This is a genomic window from Streptomyces roseus, assembly GCF_001044425.1.
Lineage (GTDB): Bacteria > Actinomycetota > Actinomycetes > Streptomycetales > Streptomycetaceae > Streptomyces > Streptomyces roseus.
Genome location: NZ_LFML01000157.1, coordinates 28,024 through 46,089 on the forward strand (window position 1 = coordinate 28,024; position 18,066 = coordinate 46,089).

Here is an 18,066-nt window from a genome sequence, read left to right on the forward strand (position 1 = left end):
GCCAGGCCCTTGCGGCCGGGGGAGGCGAGGCCGATGCGCAGCGAGTGCCCGGTCCGGAGGCTGACAAGTCCTCCCGAATCACGGACCGCTTGAACGGGCGCTCGGTGCCAACCCGGTGCGGTGGCCAAAGAACGTCCGCAGACGCGCGTAAGGTACCCGGGCGCCTCGGGCTCAGGCGGCCGGTCGGTGTCGCAGGCTAGGTGTAGGACGAGGGCGGCAGCCGATCTTCCCGGCCATGGGGGGCACTACGTGCGGTCTGCTCCGGAGGCTGGAGGCGCGAGGAGAATCACCGGGACGTGATCCGCGGCGACGAGCTTGTGCAGGCGGGGGAGGGGCAGGCGTTTGAGCGGGACTGGGACACGCATATCGCCGACGTTGAGAGCATGGCTATTCCTGTGCCTGGATCGGTCGCCGTGCTCCTGGCGGAGTTGGGGGTGGAGTTCGACATGCATTTCCGCCTGGCAGGTGATGGAATCCGGCAGAGCCGCAGAGCGGGTGCAGCGCCCTGCCGACACCCGGCTGTACGCCACCTGCTGCGGCAGGCCGAAGCCATCTCCCGCCAGGCCGGCATCGACCTGGACCGCCTCGGCGTCGCAAGCGGTGAGCGCCCGGGGTGGGCGCAGCCCACCGGTCCGGCCGACACGCTGCCGGGCAGGGCACGCCCAAGAGCAGTAATACCCCGGCGGGCGCCCCGTTCCTCGACGCCCCCAGCGACTGGCCCCGAGGTCCGCAACAGGCGCTTTACGGCGGACGCGATCGCAAAGGCGATGAGCCAGCCGCGCCTGATGGAGAAACGCTGGTGGTTCGGGTCGTTCGCCATCCGCATCGCGGCAGTGCGCCGCAGGTCGCGCAGGTCGCGCAGGTCGCGCAGGTCGCTCAGGCCGGCACACGGTCCGGCCGCTGCCGCGGCTTCCGCGCCCGACACGGGCACCCAGATCGCCTCCAGGACGGTTTCGTACTGCGGGGAATGGCCCCGCAGCCCTGCCGTGACCACCACCGGCAGCGGCTTCTCTGCTCGACCGCGAAGTGAATCTTGCTGGCCAGTCCGCCGCGGGAGCACCCGAGGCCGTGGTCGGCCGGTTCGACGAGGACGCCGTCAGGGGGCTCCTTCTGGAGGTCCCCCTTTTCGCCGCTCCGGCGGCGTGCTGGTGGGCCCGGCACACGGTGGGGCCAACGTTCACGTCCCAGGTGATCAGACCCTTGGCGTCAGCTCTGGCCTGGAGCTGGGCAAGGACCGGGCCCACGTCCCGTCTCGCTGCCAGCAGGGAGGCAGTAGACCCGGTCCCATGGCCCGTAGAGTTCGGGCACGTCCCGCCAGGGAGCGCCGTACCGGGTCCGCCACCGTACGCTGTCCATCCACCGCCGCCGCGTACATACCCGCGGACGGCCCGGCTTGATGCCCGAAAACGCTGGTCAGCTCTTGATGAATGCTGATCTCATGCGGGACCACGGTCGCCCTTGCTGTGGCGACGACTGGTCGGCCTGATCAGTGCTGTGCGGCGCCGGAGAGGCCTGTGTGCTGGTCCGGGTGGCAGATGCCGCTGCGGGGCGGGGGGTGAAGTGCACCGGCAGCGAGGCCGGCCGACTGGCGAGCCAGCCGGCCGTAATGGGTATGGCATCGCCAGGAATCGTCAGGTTTATGTCCGGAATGAGAGCGGTGAGTTCCTCGATACCGGTGTCGGCGATTGCCCGTCCGATGTCGCCCCCAGGGCATTCGTGAGGGCCGCTCCCCAGCGCAAGGTGAGAACGATTGCCGTACAGCGGCTGGCTCAGGTCAGGGCGCTGCTCGGGATCGCGGTTGCCGGCCGCGATGCACAGGAGAAGCATGTCGCCCTCTCGGATCTCCTGGCCGCCGAGGACCACATCTCTTGTGGCCCAGGGGCCCGGGACGACGCCGATGCTCGGCGTATCCCACATGACCTGCTCCAGTGCGTCAGGCAGCGTCATGGTGCCCCCTGAGAGGCTCCCACGGAAACGCTGGTCGGTGAGCAGGAGCCGCAGGGTGTGGGCGAGTAGATTGACCGTGCCCTGGTGGGCGGCGATGAGCGTGAGGCGCAGGTGTTCCACGATCTCGGCTTCGGTGAGGCCGGACTCGTGCGCGATCAGTCGCGACGCCAGGTCGCTGCCGGGCTCCATCTTCTTGCGCGCCACCATGTCTTGCAGGACCTGGGTGACAACTTGGTTGCTCTCAGCCGCCGTCGGGCTGCCTCGCATCAGGTCCAGAGTCGGTTCCACCAAGGTAGGGCCGTCCTCAGGCCTCACTCCAAGCAGATGGCTGACGACCAGCATGGGCAGCGGCTCGGCATAGTCTCTGACCAGGTCAGCCGTACCAAGCGGACCGAACGTGGAGACGAGCTCCTGGGTGTAGCGGGCGACGTAGCGACGCATACCGCGGCGGTTGAACTGGGCCAGTCCATCGACCACGGCCTCACGAAGGCGGCTATGCTCGCGGCCGTCGGCGAACACACACAGGGGCTGCCAGCCGATCATCGGCATGAGCGGCGATTCGGCCGCCACCTTACGCTCTCGAAATGCGGTCCAGCGGCGCGAGTCCTTGGAGAAGGTGGCAGGGTTGCGCATCACTTCCAATATTTCCCGGTAGCCAAGAACGATCCATGCAGGCAGATCGCCGTGTAGAAGCACGGGAGCAACGGGACCGTACTGGGCGCGCAGTTCCTCGTATGCCCGCAGCGGGTCGTCCAGTTCGTGCAACCGCCGAAGCTCTGAAGCGCGATAGTCACCGATCTGGCCGGTGCCTGTGGTGTGCGCGGGGCAGCCGGGCGGCGGCGCCGAGCCGGGTATGGGCTGACGAAGGGACACTGGGCCTCCGAACATGGGAGTCGCCCCCGTCACGAAGGCCGGCCGGGGGCGCTCATGGCGTGTGCTGGCCGTGGATCGCCGACCAGCATCGAGGCACCTGACGCAAGATCAGGAGCGTGAGCAGCATAGCGGGGCACCACGGATGACTTGAAGGCACCTCGATTCGGACCGCGGCCGCCAATCGCCTTCGATCATCGGGTGGCGCAACATACGTCGGCTCTACCGTGCGTACTCGGCTGAATGCAGGTCAAACAGGGCACCCTGCTGGTGTGCCGTAGCCGCTGTCTCGCGCTGCGGGCTGCGGAGAATGAAGGTTGCTCGGTGTAGTGCCCGATACCCCTGGTGAGCCTCGGTGAGGATGTGCGCGTTGAGTACGCTGCCCACACGCGGATCCCACAATGGGCGGGGCGAGTAGTTGATGGCGATGTCGCCGTTCCTGGCGATCCATCGTGGTGCCAGTCTGTATGCCGCCCGTAGATTCGGTCGTCGCTCGATTTCACGCTGCAGCGCCAGCAGGCTTGGGTCGTCGGGCCGTTGCTGCAGGGTGGCCAAAAAATGAGCCAAGGACGGCAGAAGCCAGTGCTCACGGTAGGCACGCTGATCGCCACCACCCAGAAGCGTCGGTGCGTCCGGGTGGAAGTAGATGAACCACTGCGTGTTCCTGCTCGGGTGGGCCGTCGCGTGGGGACGTACGCCGCCGAAAACATCGCGGTAGGCCCGGTTCGTAGCGACTACGTCCCAGCAGTAGGTGTAGACCACGGAGGGATGATCTAACTTGTCGATCATCTCTTGGTAGTGGCAGATCATGTCGCGGTACTGAAACCGTTCGGAGGCCAGCCGCGCCTCGTTGGGGTCAGGTCCGGGTGGGAGCTGGTTCGTGAGCCGGTAGAGGGTGTCCCGGTTCGCTGGGCTCATGTTCAGTGCCTTGACGAGCCGCGCAACCTCCGCGGCCTTCAGAGCCGATGCGCGACGCAACCAGTTCCGGTAGGAACGCTGATTGATGCCGAGACGCTCCCCCAAGGCCTCCTGACTCAGACTCTGACCCTTCCGGAGATCTTCAAGAAGCTCCCGTACCAGGGCGGCCGTCTCCTCCGTCAGCCGGCTGCGGTGCGTCACAGCGCTGCTGCTGTCTCCTTCGCCCTGGCAGGGCTCGCTTAACCCTGGCACCTCGGTGAATCGGCCGGTGGGGATGGTTGCCAGGTCTCCTATTTCGCGTCGCACTGAGCCACTCTAAGCCGTCACCTCGGGTGTCGAATTCGGCCAGCCGGTCGTAGCGGGCCAGGGTGGCGGGCCAACCGATCGATCCTGCGGCACACCGACACCGGGTGGTTAAGTCGAAAGGTCTATTCCGCTCGTTTGCGTTCGCGAGGATGAGTGCACCGTGCGGCAGCCGTGCTCGCCCTAAAGACATCGTTTCATTTGGTGAGGCGGCGGTGGCAGATGAGGGCTGCAGCTATGCCGACGAAGGCGAGGAAGTGCTCGGCCTTGCGCTCGTAACGGCGGTGGAGGCGACGGCAGCCGGCGAGCCAGGACACGGTCCGTTCGACGACCCACCGGTGGCGACCCAGTCGTTGTGAGGACTCGATGCCTTTGCGGGCGATGCGGTGGCGGATGCCGCGACTGCGGAGCCATCGGCGCAGATGGTCGTAGTCGTAGCCCTTGTCTGCGTGAAGCTTTCCGGGCCGCCGCCGGCGAGGTCCTCGCCGGGACCGGATCGGCGGGATGCCCCGCACGAGCGGTTCAAGACCGAGGCTGTCGTGCATGTTGGCGCCCGAGATACCCAGGGCGAGAGGTAGTCCGTTTCGATCGGTGATCAGGTGGATCTTCGATCCCGACTTGCCGCGGTCGGTCGGATTCGGTCCGGTCAGTGGCCCCCCTTTGCGGCCCTCAGGCTGACTGAGTCGATCGCGCAGCGCGACCAGTCCAGGTCTCCGCGGGCGCCGAGTTCATCGAGGATGACGCGGTGGAGCCTTGCCCAGACCCGGGCCCGGCTCCACTGGGCGAAGCGTCGGTAGACCGTCTGCCAGCTCGGGCCGAAGACCGGCGGGAGCTGCCGCCAGGTACAGCCTGAGGTCGCCACGAAGATGATCGCCGCCAAGGCTTCGCGGTCACCCGCTCGCCGCCGGCCGCCACCTTGCGGACGTATCACCTCCGTCGGTGGCACCACCCGCCGGAACAACACCCACAACTCCTCCGGTACCAGCCGCTCAACCAGATCCGTCATGCACGGTTCAACGAACGATCACACCAAAAGAAACGATGTCTAATACTGCCACGGTGCTTGCCGTGACGGTTGGGCAGTTTCTGGTGGTGTGTGGCCGCGTCGTTTGTAGTGGCTGACGGGGGCTTGGTGTTGTCGTCTGCGTCGCCAGTGTGACCAGCGCAGAACGTGATCGAGGCTTTGGCGAGGTCGGGTGAGTCGGCTGATCAGGCGTCGGAGTTCGGGCAGGCTCAGGGGTATGAGCTGGGAGGATCCGTTTCTGCTTTCCCGGTGTCGAGTTCGCGGGCCCGCAGGACGGTGAGGCAGGCGTGGGCGGCCATGGCCAGGGTCGTGTGGCGGTGCCAGCCGTCGTAGCGGCGGACCTGGTAGTCGTCCAGGCCGCACTCCTGCTTCGCGCTCTGGAAGCATTCCTCGACCGCCCACCGGCTTCCCGCGATACGGATCAGCTCATCCAGTGTGGTCTCGGCCGGGCAGTAGGCGATGTAATACGAGATTTCCTCGGGCCTGCGGACACTTCGGCGGGCGATGACCCAGTGCCGGCGGTCCTTGCGGTGCCAGGGCCGGACCTCGACCCTCGCCCAGTCATAAACCCGCGGGCCGTGAGCCCCGTCGCCGCAGGAGCGGCGCTTCCACTTCTGCCGGGGCAGGGCGGGGAACAGGTCGTGGACGGGGTGGTCAATCGCCCAGCGGGTGACGACGGTGTCGTGCCGGGTGGTGGCCATGACATGGAAGACGTCGGCCTGCTCGAGCTCCGTGCGCCAGCCCTTGGAGAAGCCGTAGGCGGCATCCGCGGTCACCCACCGGAACGGAATCCGGTCCGCGATCGCTCGGCGGACCATGGCCTTGGCCATGACCACCTTCGTCTCGAAGCCGATCGTTTCGCAGATGCCGGCGGCCCGGCACCGCTCCTGGTCTTCCATCCACGAGATGGGCAGATACAGACGGCGGTCGATCAACGTGCGACCCCGGCCTCCGGCATAGGCGAGGAACACCCCGATCTGACAGTTCTCCGTCCGCCCGGCGGTTCCTGAGTACTGGCGCTGGACCCCGGCCGAGCGGACACCCTTCTTCAGGAACCCCGTGTCGTCCACGATCAGCACCGCTTCCGGGTCGCCGAGGTGATCGACGACATAGTCCCGCACATCGTCCAGGACCTCATCGGCGTCCCAGTCGATCCGGTTCAGCAGCCGATGGATCCGGTCCGGACCCGCATGCCCAGCCTCCTCGGCAAGCGTCCACCCGTTCTTCCGCTCCAACGGAGCTATCAGCCCCCGCATATAGGCAAGAGCCGACTCCCGCGGCTCCGACCTGGAGAAACGGTGCACGAAACGCTCATGCAAAGCCTTCAGTTCACCAGCCCACAACCGGGCCTCAGCAACTTCCCCACCCATGAACTGACTAACGACCGACCTGCCCAACCGTCACGGCAAGCACCGTTGCAGTACTAAAGCGGGACGGGAGCCGCAACTGCCCTTGTTCGTAATTGGAGCGGCCGCTCGTGGTGAGCGATGAGGGAGACCAGACGGCAGCCACTGGTCTGGGCGGACGGTGTGATCGGGGGTCCGCGCGGGATGCCCAGGCTGCCGGTGATTGATCACGGCCTCGGCGGTGTCCCTGCGTCTGACCTTGGTCCACGCTTGAGCTCGGGTGACGTAGCGCTGACATTGGGCTTTGACCAGGTTGCCTTCGACGCCGGACACATCGGTCCAGTGCTCTCCAGCCGTTCGCGGGCAGTGGCAAGGTCGGGGGCCATCGGACAAAGCATCCCCAGAGCAGTCAGGGCGCGGACGGCGAACAATATCTGCATATGTCTGCGGCGCTCACGGCACGGCGAGGGTCTCGATGCCGTCCTGCTGCAACAACACGTCGGACGCCATGTGGAAGGCGGGAAGACGGGCGGCGAGAGACCGCGTGGAGTGGGGGCGGCCGACGGCCCTGCGCTGCAAACCCTCAAAGCAGAGTTGTCCGGCCTTCGCATCCCAGACCAGGAACTCGCCGTCCAGGACAAGCCCTGCGGGCATCGGTGCGGTGGCGGCCGCGACGAGGTCGGGGAAGCGGTCCTGGGTCAGGGAGCCGCGCCGCGTCTGAGACAGGACCCGGTTGCTCGACTCGGTTGAGAGTGAACGGGAGGGCGCGGTGGCCGTCGAACTCCTGCTCGAACGCCCGATATCGCACCACGCCGGGCCCAGGAAGCGTCTCGGCGGCCTGCGCATCGCTCCCCCGGAGGCAGCCCAGCACCACGTCCAGGTCTTCCTTGGCACTCGACAGCCTGCCACCAGAGTCGACAGCACCGGCCGGTCAACGCCCGCACTACGGTGCGCGATGTGCCGGGGTGATCGCCCCGGTGGTCATCATCGGGACCAACCGGGATCTGCTCGACAGCGGCCTGTCAGACGCCAACTGGTCGGCCTTGGCGTGAGGGTGACCGAGGGCCCGATGTCCGACCTCTAGCGGCAGGCCAGCGTCCTGATCAACATCGCAACCGGCGCGGTCCGCAGGGTGGTGAGGATGACCGGTCTTAAACGGCTGGCAGCTGCGGCCGCGCTGGGCGCGGCGGTAGTGGGGGCGCTGAACTGGCGGTGGCAGCGCAAGCACCCGCGAGTCCCCTCGCGGCGCCAGCTGGTGCTGCCCATGGTGCTGGAGCACGCCTCTACGCGGATGGCCGCACTGGCCGCGCGGCACACCCGAGGTCAGGACCGTTGACGGTAAGCGGAGTTGGGTACGCCCGGCGATACGTGCTGCACCAAGCGGCCCGGACACGGGTCAGCTCCCGAGAGCCCCTGACGCGCAAGACGATCGTGGACCGCTTGAGCGAAGCCATTCCCGGTACCGGGCGTACGGAGTGGATGGCGGCCGTACTGGAGGTGCTGCCTGCCCGCGCAATGTGTCCAGAGATTGGCTGGGCGAACTGTCAGGTCGGGCGGCGCGGCGGCCGGCGGCAGGAGGCCGAGCGAGCCCTGCGGACCTCGGCACCGCTCGGCGGCTTGATCCCCGTACCGCGCTCGTCGGCACCCGACACGTCGCTGCCACATTGATCTTGTTAGCGTCCTGCGTCATGGCGAGTTGCCACCACACTTGTGTGGCCGAGGTGGGACGCGCCGCCCTCGCCGAAAAGGAAGTTTCCGCTCGTATGTACCTTCAGCTGAGATGAGAATCATGTGTACGGAAGGGTGGCCGTGCCCGCGCTACAGCGGGGCGTGAGCGAGCCGGCCCTAGCGGCGGAGGAGCAACACCTCCCGTACCAGGCGGCCGAACCGTGCGCCGCGCGGCCGTGACGGTGCGCCAACAACCTGTTGGTGCAGAAAAATCCTATTCCGCTGTTGATTTCTTCTCAGCACAGTTCTCGACCTGTTGCCGGGCCGGAGACAACGACCGGAAGCGTGAAAGGACCCTCGATCGTGTCTCAATTGTCAGTGATTCCCCCGGCTAAAGGCCGTGTTCCTGGCCTCGGTCACATTCCCCGCCTGGCGCGCGATCCGCTCGCGGTACTCAGGTCACTGCATGCGGAAGGTGAGGTGCTGAGACTCGACATCGGCAGCATGCCGGTGGTGGTGGTGACCAGCGCTTCCACCGTCAACGAGGTCCTGGTCAAGAAGGCGAAGTCATTCAGGAAGGGCCGCCTATTCGAGCGTGTACGACCTCTGGTCGGCAACGGGCTGGCAAACTCCGACGGAGCCCAGCACATGCGCAACCGGCGCCTGATCCAGCCGGTGTTCTACAAGGAACGCCTGCAAGATTACGCCTACGTCATGAGTGCTCACGCACGCACTCTTACCGACTCTTGGACTGCCGGCCAGCGTATCGACGTCCACCAAGTGATGGGCGACTTCGCCATCGAGTCTTTGGCCGCCACCCTCTTCTCCGCGGATATCGGTCGCCCTGCCGTCCAGGCTGTCCGGGAGGACCTCCCGGTCATCCTGCAAAACATGCTGCGTCGTGCCCTCGCACCGAAGTTCACCGACGACTGGCCCATTTGGAAGAAATTCGACACCTCAGCAGCACGAATGCGCGCGGTGATCGACGATGTCATCACCGCCACCCGCGCGGCGGCGCCCGGAACCCGGACCGACCTGCTGTCGCTGTTGCTGTCAGCTCGCGACGATGCGGGCATCGGCCTGACGGACGAGGAGGTCCGCGATGAGCTGACCACCATGCTCTTCGCCGGCTCCGAGACCACCGCATCAACCCTCGCTTGGGCGCTGCATCACCTGGCACACCGGCCCGATATCGAACAGGAGGTGCTGGCCGAGATTGACAGGGTGCTCGGTGTGCGGGACACCATCTCGTTCGCGGACGTGGCCCACTTGCCCAGCGTCACCCGCGTGCTCGACGAAGCCCTGCGGCTTCACGGTGTTGTGACCCTGATGCGCCGGGCGACTGAGCCTGTCACCATCGGCGGATACTCGCTGCCCGCTGAGACCGAGGTGCTGCTCAGTCTGTACGCCCTGCACCGCAATCCGGATCTGTACCCTGAGCCGGATCTTTTCGACCCGGATCGTTGGCTGCCGGAACAGCGCCAGGCGCGTCCTCGTGAGCACGAGGTGCCCTTCGGAGCCGGCAACCGCAAATGCATAGGTGATCGCTTCGCCTGGATGGAGGCCACGATCGCCCTGGCCACGGTCCTGCAGCGCTGGAAGCTGCGCCCCGTACCAGGCGTCAAGGCGCCTCGGGAGTCGACAGCGTCCATGGCTCACCCCACCGCTATGCCGATGATCGTGCAGCCGCGCTGACGTTATGCCTACCACGCAGGCGCAGGGCCCGGTCCCGAGGTGAGGGGCCGGGCCCCATCGCTTTCTACCTGTGATGTGCTACTGGAAGCGCTGTTCCCTGCACATCCGGCTGGTTGGGCACGGTCGAACCGCCCCCGACCGGAAACTAAGTTTCCGCTTGCTTGCAGCTCAGCCGGAAAACGACATGATGAAACTCGTTGCGGTCAGCACGCTCGTGACTGGACGGACTGCTGGATTTGCCTACTTCTAGTGCGTGGCGCTTCTGCGGGGAGCGCACAGGCAGCCTGAGCGATGGCAGGCCGACGTACGGGCGCACTGACGGCATCGGGCTGCTTCGTCGGCTGAACTGAAGTCCGCTTTGAACACCGCGACCTGTGCGGTTTGTTCCGTGCACTCACCCTATCTACGGGAGGGAAAAAGTTCACATAGAGATGTTCCGCATGCTGACGCCCGCAGCGGCCGGCTCTGGCGGCCGCGACGTTACTGGGGGCCGCGCCTCAGGTGCGGGCACAGACCGCGCCGGAATGCCACGGAAACTGTGTGCTCGGGGTGCGTGCCGCGAAAGCTGCGGCAGATTGGGTGGGGCGCAATGAATGACCGTCCACGGATGTGGCCTGTCCCGTGCGGGACAGAGAAGGGCGTGCATTTGAGCCATATCCCAACAAATATTCGCAGAATGGGGTGTTCCGCCGCTAGCGTGCGGTTCGCCTCAGCGGGGTGGAGGAGGTCTCGACACAACGTCTCTTCCCTCCGTCATGCCCTCACCCAGGGCCAACGAGTAAGGGAAGGTGAAACCGATGAGTACACGGCGCAAGAAACTGGCCGGTCTGATGGCAGGTGTTGCGCTCCTTGGGATCGGCGGCATCACGCCGGCGAACGCCGGCGTCGCCGCGGAGGGCCAGTTCGAGTCTCACATCTCGTGGTGGACGGTTCCGACGGAGTCCCGCCGTTGGTGGGACAACAACGACACCTCGGACTACACCGGCATCTACTTCCAGGGATGTAGGTCGGATGACGACCACCACGGCTACGACTACGCGTCACTGACCCTGTGGAAGGACATCTCCAGCGCCCCGGACCGCAGCAAGGGCACTCGGAACAACTACTGCGGGTGGGTTGACTACGGCGACCCAAATGACGCGGGCAACTACTACTTCGCGCTGACGGGCGTGGGCAACGGGGACTACATCAACATCGACTACGTCAAGGTCGCCTGGTAGCCGTGAGCCAGACCAAGGGTCGGACCTCCGGCCCGTGAGGGTTCCGCCCGGTAGAGGCGGTGCCAGAAACACGAAAGAGGGATCAGATGAAGATCGGTTTGAAGTCGTGGTCAGGGGCGATGGCCGGCGCCGCGCTGCTGAGTGCGGTGTCGGTGATTCCGGCGCACGCTAGCGTGACGGCGGAGGGCCAGTTCGAGTCGCACATCAACTCATGGCGGGCGGGCAACGAGTCGCGCCGCTGGTGGGACAACAACGACACCTCGGACTACACGGGTATCTACTTCTCGGGCTGCTACGCGGACGGCGGTGGCGGGTTCAACTACGCCGGGTTACAGCTGTGGAAGGACATCTCTTCCGCTCCGGACCGTTCCAAGGGGACCCGGACGAACTACTGCGGGTGGGTTGACTACGGCGACCCGAACGACGCGGGCAACTACTACTTCGCGCTGACGGACGTGTCCCACGGCACGTTCATCTCCGTCGACTACGTGAAGGTCGCCTGGTAGTACGGTTGTTGAACAAGTAGTGCAAGGGTCCCGGTGGATTCAGCACCGGGACCCTCTCCCGTCCACTGTCCCACAACCAAAGCCGTCCCACCGACGGTGGGGTGGCGGATTGTGCGTTCCTCCATGCCTCTCTTTTTTAAACATGTTTCGTTCCGATACGGGCGGAAGACCCCCGTCTTCAATGACTTCAGTCTCCGGATTGATGCTCGGGCAACGGTCCTCCTCGGCCCGAACGGGGCAGGCAAATCCACACTGATGGCCATCGCCGCCTCCCACCTGCCCCCCTATTCCGGGTCGGTCACCTTCGACGGAGGCACCGCAAAGGGCCGCCATCTGGCCGCCTACCGCAAACGCGTGGCATGGATCCCCCAGCAGATCACCCCCATGCCCGGGCTTACCGTACGCGAACAGGTCGCCTACGCTGGATGGCTCAAGGGCATGCCGAGAGATTTGGCGTGGAAAGCGTCCGAGGACGCGCTGCGCCGCGTCGACCTCACCCGCCTCGCAGAGCGTAAGAGTCACCAGGTGTCCGGCGGGCAGCTCCGTCGCATGGGAATCGCGGGAGCACTGACCCACCGCAGCGAGCTGATCTTGATGGATGAGCCGACCGCGGGCCTTGACCCCACACAGCGTCTGGTGTTCCGTGAGCTCGTAGACGAACTCGTCGGCAGTGTGCAGGTGATCGTATCCACGCACCAGACCGAAGACCTCGCAGACCTGTATACGCATGTGGCCGTCCTTGCACACGGCAAGATCTGTTTCCAGGGCAGCCCTGCCGATTTCCACGCCCTGGCACCGGCCGCCGCAAGAGGACGCGAGCAGGCCGAAGCCGCTTATGTGATGCTCGTCGGACGGGAGATCTGACCGATGCGTATCGCCACTCTCCTGCGGTCCTCCTCCGCCGGAGTCATGCTCGTCTTTCTCGCCGGCTACGTCCTGCTGCTCCTGTCGGAGCCGATCACCATGGGCACCGTTGCTGGTTACGGGCCGTCCGTCCTCGGCAACGCCTCCTACACGATTCCGTTCGCCACAGCAGCGTGCGCGGCGAGCGGAGCGTGGGAGAGCGGACGTCTGCGCCGGGGCAACGTCTTCGGGCAGGCTCCTTCCCGCAGCAGGCTCGCCATCGCGCTGCCGCTGCTGGTCCCGGTGTGGGCGATGGGCGTCGCCGGCATGCTTATAGCGGTCGGTGTCGCGGTCTCGGCCGCGGGAACTCTACCGTCCTTCTCTCACCTGGGCATGTTCGCGGTGTACGCGCTGCTGATGGCGGCCGCCACGCTGGCCGGATACCTCCTGGGCGGCCGTCTTCCGCACCTTGCGGCCGCACCGTTGGCGATGGTCGCCGGATTCTGCCTGACCGCGTTCCCCGGATCCTGGGACACCCCCTGGCCCCGCCACCTGGTCGCCGGCGCCTACGACAGCTGCTGCTCGGTCGGATCGGTCATCGACCCCGTGGCCGTGTGGGCCCCGCTCCTGTTCACTGGCGGGATCATTACCGCATGCCTCCTCGCGATCGCCCGGGCCGACCTCTGGAAGCCTCTGGCCGCCCTGGCTGCCGCGTCCGTGGCCTCCGTGCTGCTGGTGGTGGACATGGGCTATGACCCGGTCGTCGACCGGAACCCCGACGCTCTGATCTGCGACACAGCCGGCTTCCCAGAAGTGTGCCTGTGGCCCGAGACCCCGGGACGCACCCGGATCGTGGAGACCACCCGCACTTACAGCAGCCGCCTGAAGGACGCCGGGCTTCCCGTGCTCTCCTCCCTCACCCAAAACCGGGACCTCAAGCCCGGACAGGCCCGCTTCGGAGGCAAAGGGCCGATCCGCGAAAAGGGCATCGCCGCCAACCTCACCAACACCCTCCTGCCCCCCATCCCCGAATGCGCCAGAACTAGCCACAAATACCCGGCGTTCCCCGCCCGAGGACCGCTCACCGCATGGCTGACTGCCATAACCACCCAGGCTCCCCCAGCTCCGATTCAGGGCCAGGTGTCTCCCGACGACGCGAGGCTCGCCCAGAAAGTCCTCACGTTGCCCTCCGACCGTCAGCACGCCTGGTACGAAGCGAACAGGGCCGCGCTCACCGGCTGCGATCAGAAACCGGCCCCAAACCCTGAAGGAGCAGGCCGGTGAATTGGTGGGCCGCATCGCGCAACGTCCCCACCCTCGCCTCCGTCACCGCTGCGACGGCCGGCGGGGGCCTGGCATTCGGACAGAGCCGCATCCCCGTTCCCGCGATGGTCGGTGGGGCCGGACACTTCCTCCTCGCCGCGCTTATCACCGTCATCCCCGCCGTGACATGGCTCGCCTTCACCGGCCGCGCCCGGGGGGTAACTGAAACCGTCGCCGTGCGGGCCGTCCACCGCTTCGATGCCTCCCTCGCCGCCGTCTGCGCAACCCTCGCCCTATGCATGAGCGTTCTGGGACACTTCGCGGGCGTTGACGCCGTAGCCTTGGCGATCGGCCGAAACACCGCCTTCTACCTCGGCTTGGCGCTCATCCTGAACCCCCTCACCGGCGCCCGGATCGCAGCCCCGGTCCTCACCGCAATACCCCTAGTCCTCGCCGTCGGAGGATGGAAGAGCGGTGGTCGCGGAGCGCAGCCATGGGCCGTCATTCTGCACCCCGCAACCAGCATCCCCGCCCTCTTGGCGGGCGTCGCGGTCCTGGTTGCAGGGGCGACGTTCAGCACCTTCAAGCCGCCACGCATCACCATCTAAGAAGTCGTTGGGATGGGTGTGCCCGAGAAACAGGCGGTGTCGAACACGTCGTTCTTGGTGGGGAAGGAGCGGGACTCGCCGCAACTGCACTTATAGACGTACGGCTCGGGGCCGGGTGTCATCGTGGGTGGCGGTGACCTTGGCGGGAAGGCCGTCGTGGCTTCCGTTAAGGGTGCTGGCCCAGAGCTCGGTCTTCGGCGGCTGCGGCTTCATGGGATTCCCTTGGGTCCGCGGATGGTGGGCGGGGCGGGGTGCTGTCAGCGCTGGAGCGGGTGGGGGTTGCCGGGGCAGAGGTCGTCTCCGGCCGGGGTAGGGGAGGGGCGTGTGGCGTGCAGGTGGATCGGGGTTGAGCTGGTACTGCGGCGGGTGGTTGTGGACGATGGGGCGCAGGGTCAGGCCGCGCAGGGCGAAGATGCTGGCGAGCGCCCACACGAGGGCGGCGAGCCCTGTGGCAGTGGAGCGGCCCCCGGCCGGGGCGGCGGACCAGATCATGGCTAGGGTGCCGATGCCGAACAGCAGCCGGGCGATGGAGGCTCCGGCGTTGCCGAGGAACCCGCCGACCAGGCAGAGCAGTCCGGTCAGCTGCCAGACGCGTACAGGGCGGCCGGGTGACGGAGAGGTGGGCGGCCTGGTTGGCGAGGAAGATGCGGACGGGGTGGTCGACCGTGCCCCATAGGTCGCTCCGTCGCCGCCGTGGGTGGCGGGGAGGTCGGACAGGCCCTTGAAAGCGCCGGAGAGGATGTCGCTGGCGGGGTCCAGCATCAGGACGATGAGGCTGAGTCCGCCGAGCAGGGAGGGTCGGTCTTGATCCAGGTGGCGGCCTCGTGCCAGCTGCCGTGCCGGGCCTTGAGGGCCTCCTCCTCCCAGCGCTGGTAGAGGAAGCCGCCCTCCACCCACGATTCCTTCCATGCGCGCGCAGGCTCGCGAGCGGCGTAGTGGCGTGCTGGCCGTCCAGTGCGGGGGCCGGCGGCTCGGGCGGCAGTTGGTTGAGCAGGTCGAGGAAGGACGGGTTGTCGTGGCCGTTGACTGGCTTGTCGTTGCTGCGCCGAAGGGTGTGGTGGGCGGGTCAATGTGACGGAGGACAGGCCCTAGAGCACGAGCCAGGCGCCGCAGCCGATGCCGATACCGGTGACCCCGGCGCCGACGCCGATGCTCGCGACCGTGATCCCGACCGCCCAAGCGCACCCGCGGCGGGCGAGATATATCAGCTGTGGTCGGACCACCACGACACCATGCGCCCGGCCGGGCTCATCGACCACGACGGCACCGCCGTCCTGACCGGCGACCCCGCCGCCGCCGCCGTCGGACTCACGCTGGAACCCGCCGGAGGCTCCCGCCCCAGCCCACCACCGAGCTCCTGCCTGATGGCCCTTCGCCGCCTCACCAGGCGCCCGCGGCCCTGTCAAGTCATGAGCAGGACAAGATTGTTTGACGCTCGATGCCGAACGCTTTACCTGATCATGTAAGACGCCGGTAAGTACCACGATCTGGTCAAATGGCGCCCGGAATGGGTGAGTTCGCCGGCTTTTCCAGCATCTTGTCCCCACCGGGGATGTCCGCTCAGCGGACGCGTGAGGGCGAAATTCGGACTCGTTTCGGCCAATTGCTGTCGTGTCCATGGCGATCATGAAGATCGCTGGCAACCTCTCCCCATCCCCAACACGATCAGCTCCGCACGCTCTGCCCCGGGCGGCCCCATCACGGCTGCCCGGTTCCACCCCCCACACGCAGAAGGAGTCCGCGTGAAGTCCACGCACCGGCGGAACGCCACCGCCACCGGCGCACTGCTCGCCGCCGCAGCCCTGCTCACCGTCGGCGTCCAGGCCGGCACCGCCTCGGCGCAGCCCGAAGGTTCCGCCAACGCCGCCGCCAAGGGCCAGTCGGTACGCAACCCGGGAGCGCTGCCCGCGCAGCTCACCCCGTCCCAGCGCGCCGAGCTCATAGCCAAGGCCCAGAGCACCACCGCCGCCACGGCCAAGGAGCTCGGCCTCGGCCCGCAGGAGAAGCTCCTGGTCCACGATGTGGTCAAGGACCAGGACGGTACCACCCACACCCGCTACGAGCGGACCTACGAGGGCCTGCCCGTCCTCGGCGGCGACCTGGTCGTCAGCCGCAGCGCGGCCGAGAAGACCCAGAGCGTCAGCAAGGCGTCCAACGCCCAGCTGCAGGGCGTGTCCACCGCCGCCCCGGCCGACGCTCCCGCGGCCGCCTCCGCCAAGGCCCTCGACGCCGCGAAGGCCGTCGGCTCCAAGGCCGACAAGGCCGACTCCGCGCCCCGCAAGATCGTGTGGATGGCGAACGGTGTCCCGACCCTGGCCTACGAGACCGTCGTCGGCGGCCTCCAGGACGACGGCACCCCCAACCAGCTCCACGTCATCACGGACGCCAAGACGGGCGCGAAGCTGCACCAGTGGCAGGGCATCGAGACCGGTGTCGGCAACACCCACTACAGCGGCCAGGTCACCCTGGGCACCTCGCAGTCCGGCTCCACCTTCACCATGAACGACGCCGCCCGCGGCGGCCACAAGACGTACAACCTGAACCACGGTACGTCCGGCACCGGTTTGCTCTTCACCCAGTCCAGCGACACCTGGGGCAACGGCGCGAACTCCAACGCCGCCACGGCGGGCGCCGACGCCGCCTACGGCGCCGGGGTCACCTGGGACTTCTACAAGAACGTCTTCGGCCGCTCCGGGATCCGCGGCGACGGCGTCGCCGCCTACTCCCGCGTCCACTACGGCAACGCGTACGTCAACGCGTTCTGGGACGACAGCTGCTTCTGCATGACCTACGGCGACGGTACCGCCAACAACGACCCGCTGACCTCGCTGGACGTCGCCGGCCACGAGATGTCGCACGGCGTCACCGCCGCCACCGCGGGCCTGGAGTACAGCAACGAGTCGGGCGGCCTGAACGAGGCCACCTCCGACATCATGGGCACGTCCGTCGAGTTCTACGCCAACAACGCGAGCGACCCCGGCGACTACCTCATCGGCGAGAAGATCGACATCAACGGCAACGGCACCCCGCTGCGCTACATGGACAAGCCGAGCAAGGACGGCGGCTCCGCCGACGCCTGGTACTCCGGCGTCGGCAACCTCGACGTCCACTACTCCTCGGGCCCGGCCAACCACTGGTTCTACCTGGCCTCCGAGGGCTCCGGCGCCAAGGTGATCAACGGCGTGAGCTACAACTCGCCCACCTCCGACGGGCTGCCCGTCACCGGCATCGGCCGGGACAAGGCCCAGCTCATCTGGTACAAGGCGCTCACCACCAAGTTCAACTCCACCACGAACTACGCGGGCGCCCGCGCCGGCACGATCGCCGCGGCGACCGAGCTGTACGGGGCCGGCAGCGCCGAGGTCAAGAACGTCACCGACGCCTGGGCCGCGGTCAACGTGGGCGCCCGCTCCGGCGGCAACCCCGGCACCGGCAAGGTCTTCGAGAGCACGGCCCAGGTCGCCATCCCGGACTCCCCGGGCCCGGCGGTCACCTCCTCGGTCGCCGTCACCGGGATCACCGGCAACGCCCCGAGCACGCTCCAGGTCGGTGTGAAGATCACCCACACCTACATCGGTGACCTGCAGATCGACCTCGTGGCCCCGAACGGGACCACGTTCCGCCTGCAGAGCTCCTCGTCGGACTCCACGGCGAACCTGAACAAGACCTACACGGTCAACGCCTCGGCCGTCGCGGCCAACGGCACCTGGAAGCTGAAGGTCCAGGACAAGGGAGCCGCTGACACCGGCACGATCAACGACTTCAAGCTCACCTTCTGATCAACCGTCCCACAGCGTGCCGCACGCGCCCGGAGCCTCGCCAGGCTCCGGGCGCGTTCGCATGAGAGGTGCGGCC

18 protein-coding genes are annotated in these 18,066 nt (G+C 67.1%); 9 read left to right on the forward strand and 9 right to left on the reverse strand.

Annotation, left to right across the window (positions count from 1 at the left end):
• Positions 1-1,206 precede the first annotated feature (1,206 nt).
• The 6 genes from ACS04_RS37875 to ACS04_RS38480 form a co-directional block, all read right to left on the reverse strand.
• Positions 1,207-1,398 carry a transposase gene (locus ACS04_RS37875; RefSeq protein ID WP_398025336.1) on the reverse strand — a complete coding sequence of 64 codons (192 nt, stop codon included), beginning with the start codon at positions 1,396-1,398 and terminating at the stop codon, positions 1,207-1,209.
• A 15-nt stretch (positions 1,399-1,413) separates the two neighbouring features.
• Positions 1,414-2,820 (reverse strand): cytochrome P450, encoded by a 1,407-nt coding sequence (locus tag ACS04_RS32090; RefSeq protein ID WP_245236651.1) that lies wholly within the window; start codon positions 2,818-2,820, stop codon positions 1,414-1,416.
• Positions 2,821-3,039: 219 nt separating this feature from the next.
• Positions 3,040-3,936 carry an MmyB family transcriptional regulator gene (locus ACS04_RS35605; RefSeq protein WP_053081073.1) on the reverse strand — a complete coding sequence of 299 codons (897 nt, stop codon included), beginning with the start codon at positions 3,934-3,936 and terminating at the stop codon, positions 3,040-3,042.
• Positions 3,937-4,235: 299 nt separating this feature from the next.
• A protein-coding gene (locus ACS04_RS37880; RefSeq protein WP_209441826.1) for an IS5 family transposase occupies positions 4,236-5,044 on the reverse strand; the annotation gives its coding sequence in 2 pieces (ribosomal slippage) (positions 4,236-4,694 and positions 4,697-5,044; 807 coding nt in all).
• Between the two features lie 227 nt (positions 5,045-5,271).
• Positions 5,272-6,432: an IS701 family transposase gene (locus ACS04_RS32105; protein ID WP_048480378.1), complete on the reverse strand. Its 1,161-nt coding sequence runs from the start codon at positions 6,430-6,432 to the stop codon at positions 5,272-5,274.
• 429 nt (positions 6,433-6,861) lie between these two features.
• Positions 6,862-7,062 carry a hypothetical protein gene (locus tag ACS04_RS38480; protein WP_158977741.1) on the reverse strand — a complete coding sequence of 67 codons (201 nt, stop codon included), beginning with the start codon at positions 7,060-7,062 and terminating at the stop codon, positions 6,862-6,864.
• Positions 7,063-7,549: 487 nt separating this feature from the next.
• Between ACS04_RS38480 and ACS04_RS38485 the strand changes: the two genes are divergently transcribed.
• From ACS04_RS38485 to ACS04_RS38755, 7 genes are all read left to right on the forward strand, one after another.
• Complete coding sequence (locus ACS04_RS38485) at positions 7,550-7,744, forward strand: hypothetical protein (RefSeq protein ID WP_158977744.1); 195 nt, start codon at positions 7,550-7,552, stop codon at positions 7,742-7,744.
• Between the two features lie 695 nt (positions 7,745-8,439).
• Positions 8,440-9,771, forward strand: coding sequence for a cytochrome P450 (locus tag ACS04_RS32115; RefSeq protein WP_245236652.1), 1,332 nt, complete (start codon positions 8,440-8,442; stop codon positions 9,769-9,771).
• Positions 9,772-10,568: 797 nt separating this feature from the next.
• Positions 10,569-10,991, forward strand: coding sequence for a hypothetical protein (locus ACS04_RS32120; protein ID WP_048480380.1), 423 nt, complete (start codon positions 10,569-10,571; stop codon positions 10,989-10,991).
• Between the two features lie 86 nt (positions 10,992-11,077).
• Positions 11,078-11,497 carry a hypothetical protein gene (locus ACS04_RS32125; protein WP_078865573.1) on the forward strand — a complete coding sequence of 140 codons (420 nt, stop codon included), beginning with the start codon at positions 11,078-11,080 and terminating at the stop codon, positions 11,495-11,497.
• 111 nt (positions 11,498-11,608) lie between these two features.
• The gene (locus tag ACS04_RS32130; protein WP_245236653.1) at positions 11,609-12,361 is read left to right on the forward strand and encodes an ATP-binding cassette domain-containing protein; all 753 of its coding nucleotides are present in this window, start codon (positions 11,609-11,611) and stop codon (positions 12,359-12,361) included.
• Between the two features lie 3 nt (positions 12,362-12,364).
• Complete coding sequence (locus ACS04_RS32135; protein WP_048480382.1) at positions 12,365-13,624, forward strand: DUF7224 domain-containing protein; 1,260 nt, start codon at positions 12,365-12,367, stop codon at positions 13,622-13,624.
• A gap of 104 nt (positions 13,625-13,728) precedes the next feature.
• A complete protein-coding gene (locus ACS04_RS38755; protein WP_167352614.1) occupies positions 13,729-14,211 on the forward strand; it encodes a hypothetical protein in 483 nt (160 codons plus the stop codon).
• A gap of 90 nt (positions 14,212-14,301) precedes the next feature.
• Here the strand turns inward: ACS04_RS38755 and ACS04_RS32145 are convergent, their stop codons facing one another.
• From ACS04_RS32145 to ACS04_RS40225, 3 genes are all read right to left on the reverse strand, one after another.
• Positions 14,302-14,973 (reverse strand): hypothetical protein, encoded by a 672-nt coding sequence (locus tag ACS04_RS32145; protein WP_245236654.1) that lies wholly within the window; start codon positions 14,971-14,973, stop codon positions 14,302-14,304.
• A complete protein-coding gene (locus ACS04_RS40220) occupies positions 14,973-15,104 on the reverse strand; it encodes a hypothetical protein (protein ID WP_280921045.1) in 132 nt (43 codons plus the stop codon). The genes ACS04_RS32145 and ACS04_RS40220 overlap by 1 nt, the downstream gene beginning before the upstream one ends.
• A 195-nt stretch (positions 15,105-15,299) precedes the next feature.
• Complete coding sequence (locus tag ACS04_RS40225) at positions 15,300-15,434, reverse strand: hypothetical protein (protein ID WP_280921046.1); 135 nt, start codon at positions 15,432-15,434, stop codon at positions 15,300-15,302.
• A 9-nt stretch (positions 15,435-15,443) separates the two neighbouring features.
• Here ACS04_RS40225 and ACS04_RS39850 point away from each other — a divergent pair, with 9 nt between their 5' ends.
• Both ACS04_RS39850 and ACS04_RS32150 read left to right on the forward strand, forming a co-directional pair.
• Positions 15,444-15,677 carry an anti-sigma factor gene (locus ACS04_RS39850; RefSeq protein ID WP_245236655.1) on the forward strand — a complete coding sequence of 78 codons (234 nt, stop codon included), beginning with the start codon at positions 15,444-15,446 and terminating at the stop codon, positions 15,675-15,677.
• A gap of 276 nt (positions 15,678-15,953) precedes the next feature.
• The gene (locus tag ACS04_RS32150) at positions 15,954-17,990 is read left to right on the forward strand and encodes a M4 family metallopeptidase (protein WP_048480384.1); all 2,037 of its coding nucleotides are present in this window, start codon (positions 15,954-15,956) and stop codon (positions 17,988-17,990) included.
• Positions 17,991-18,066 lie beyond the last annotated feature (76 nt).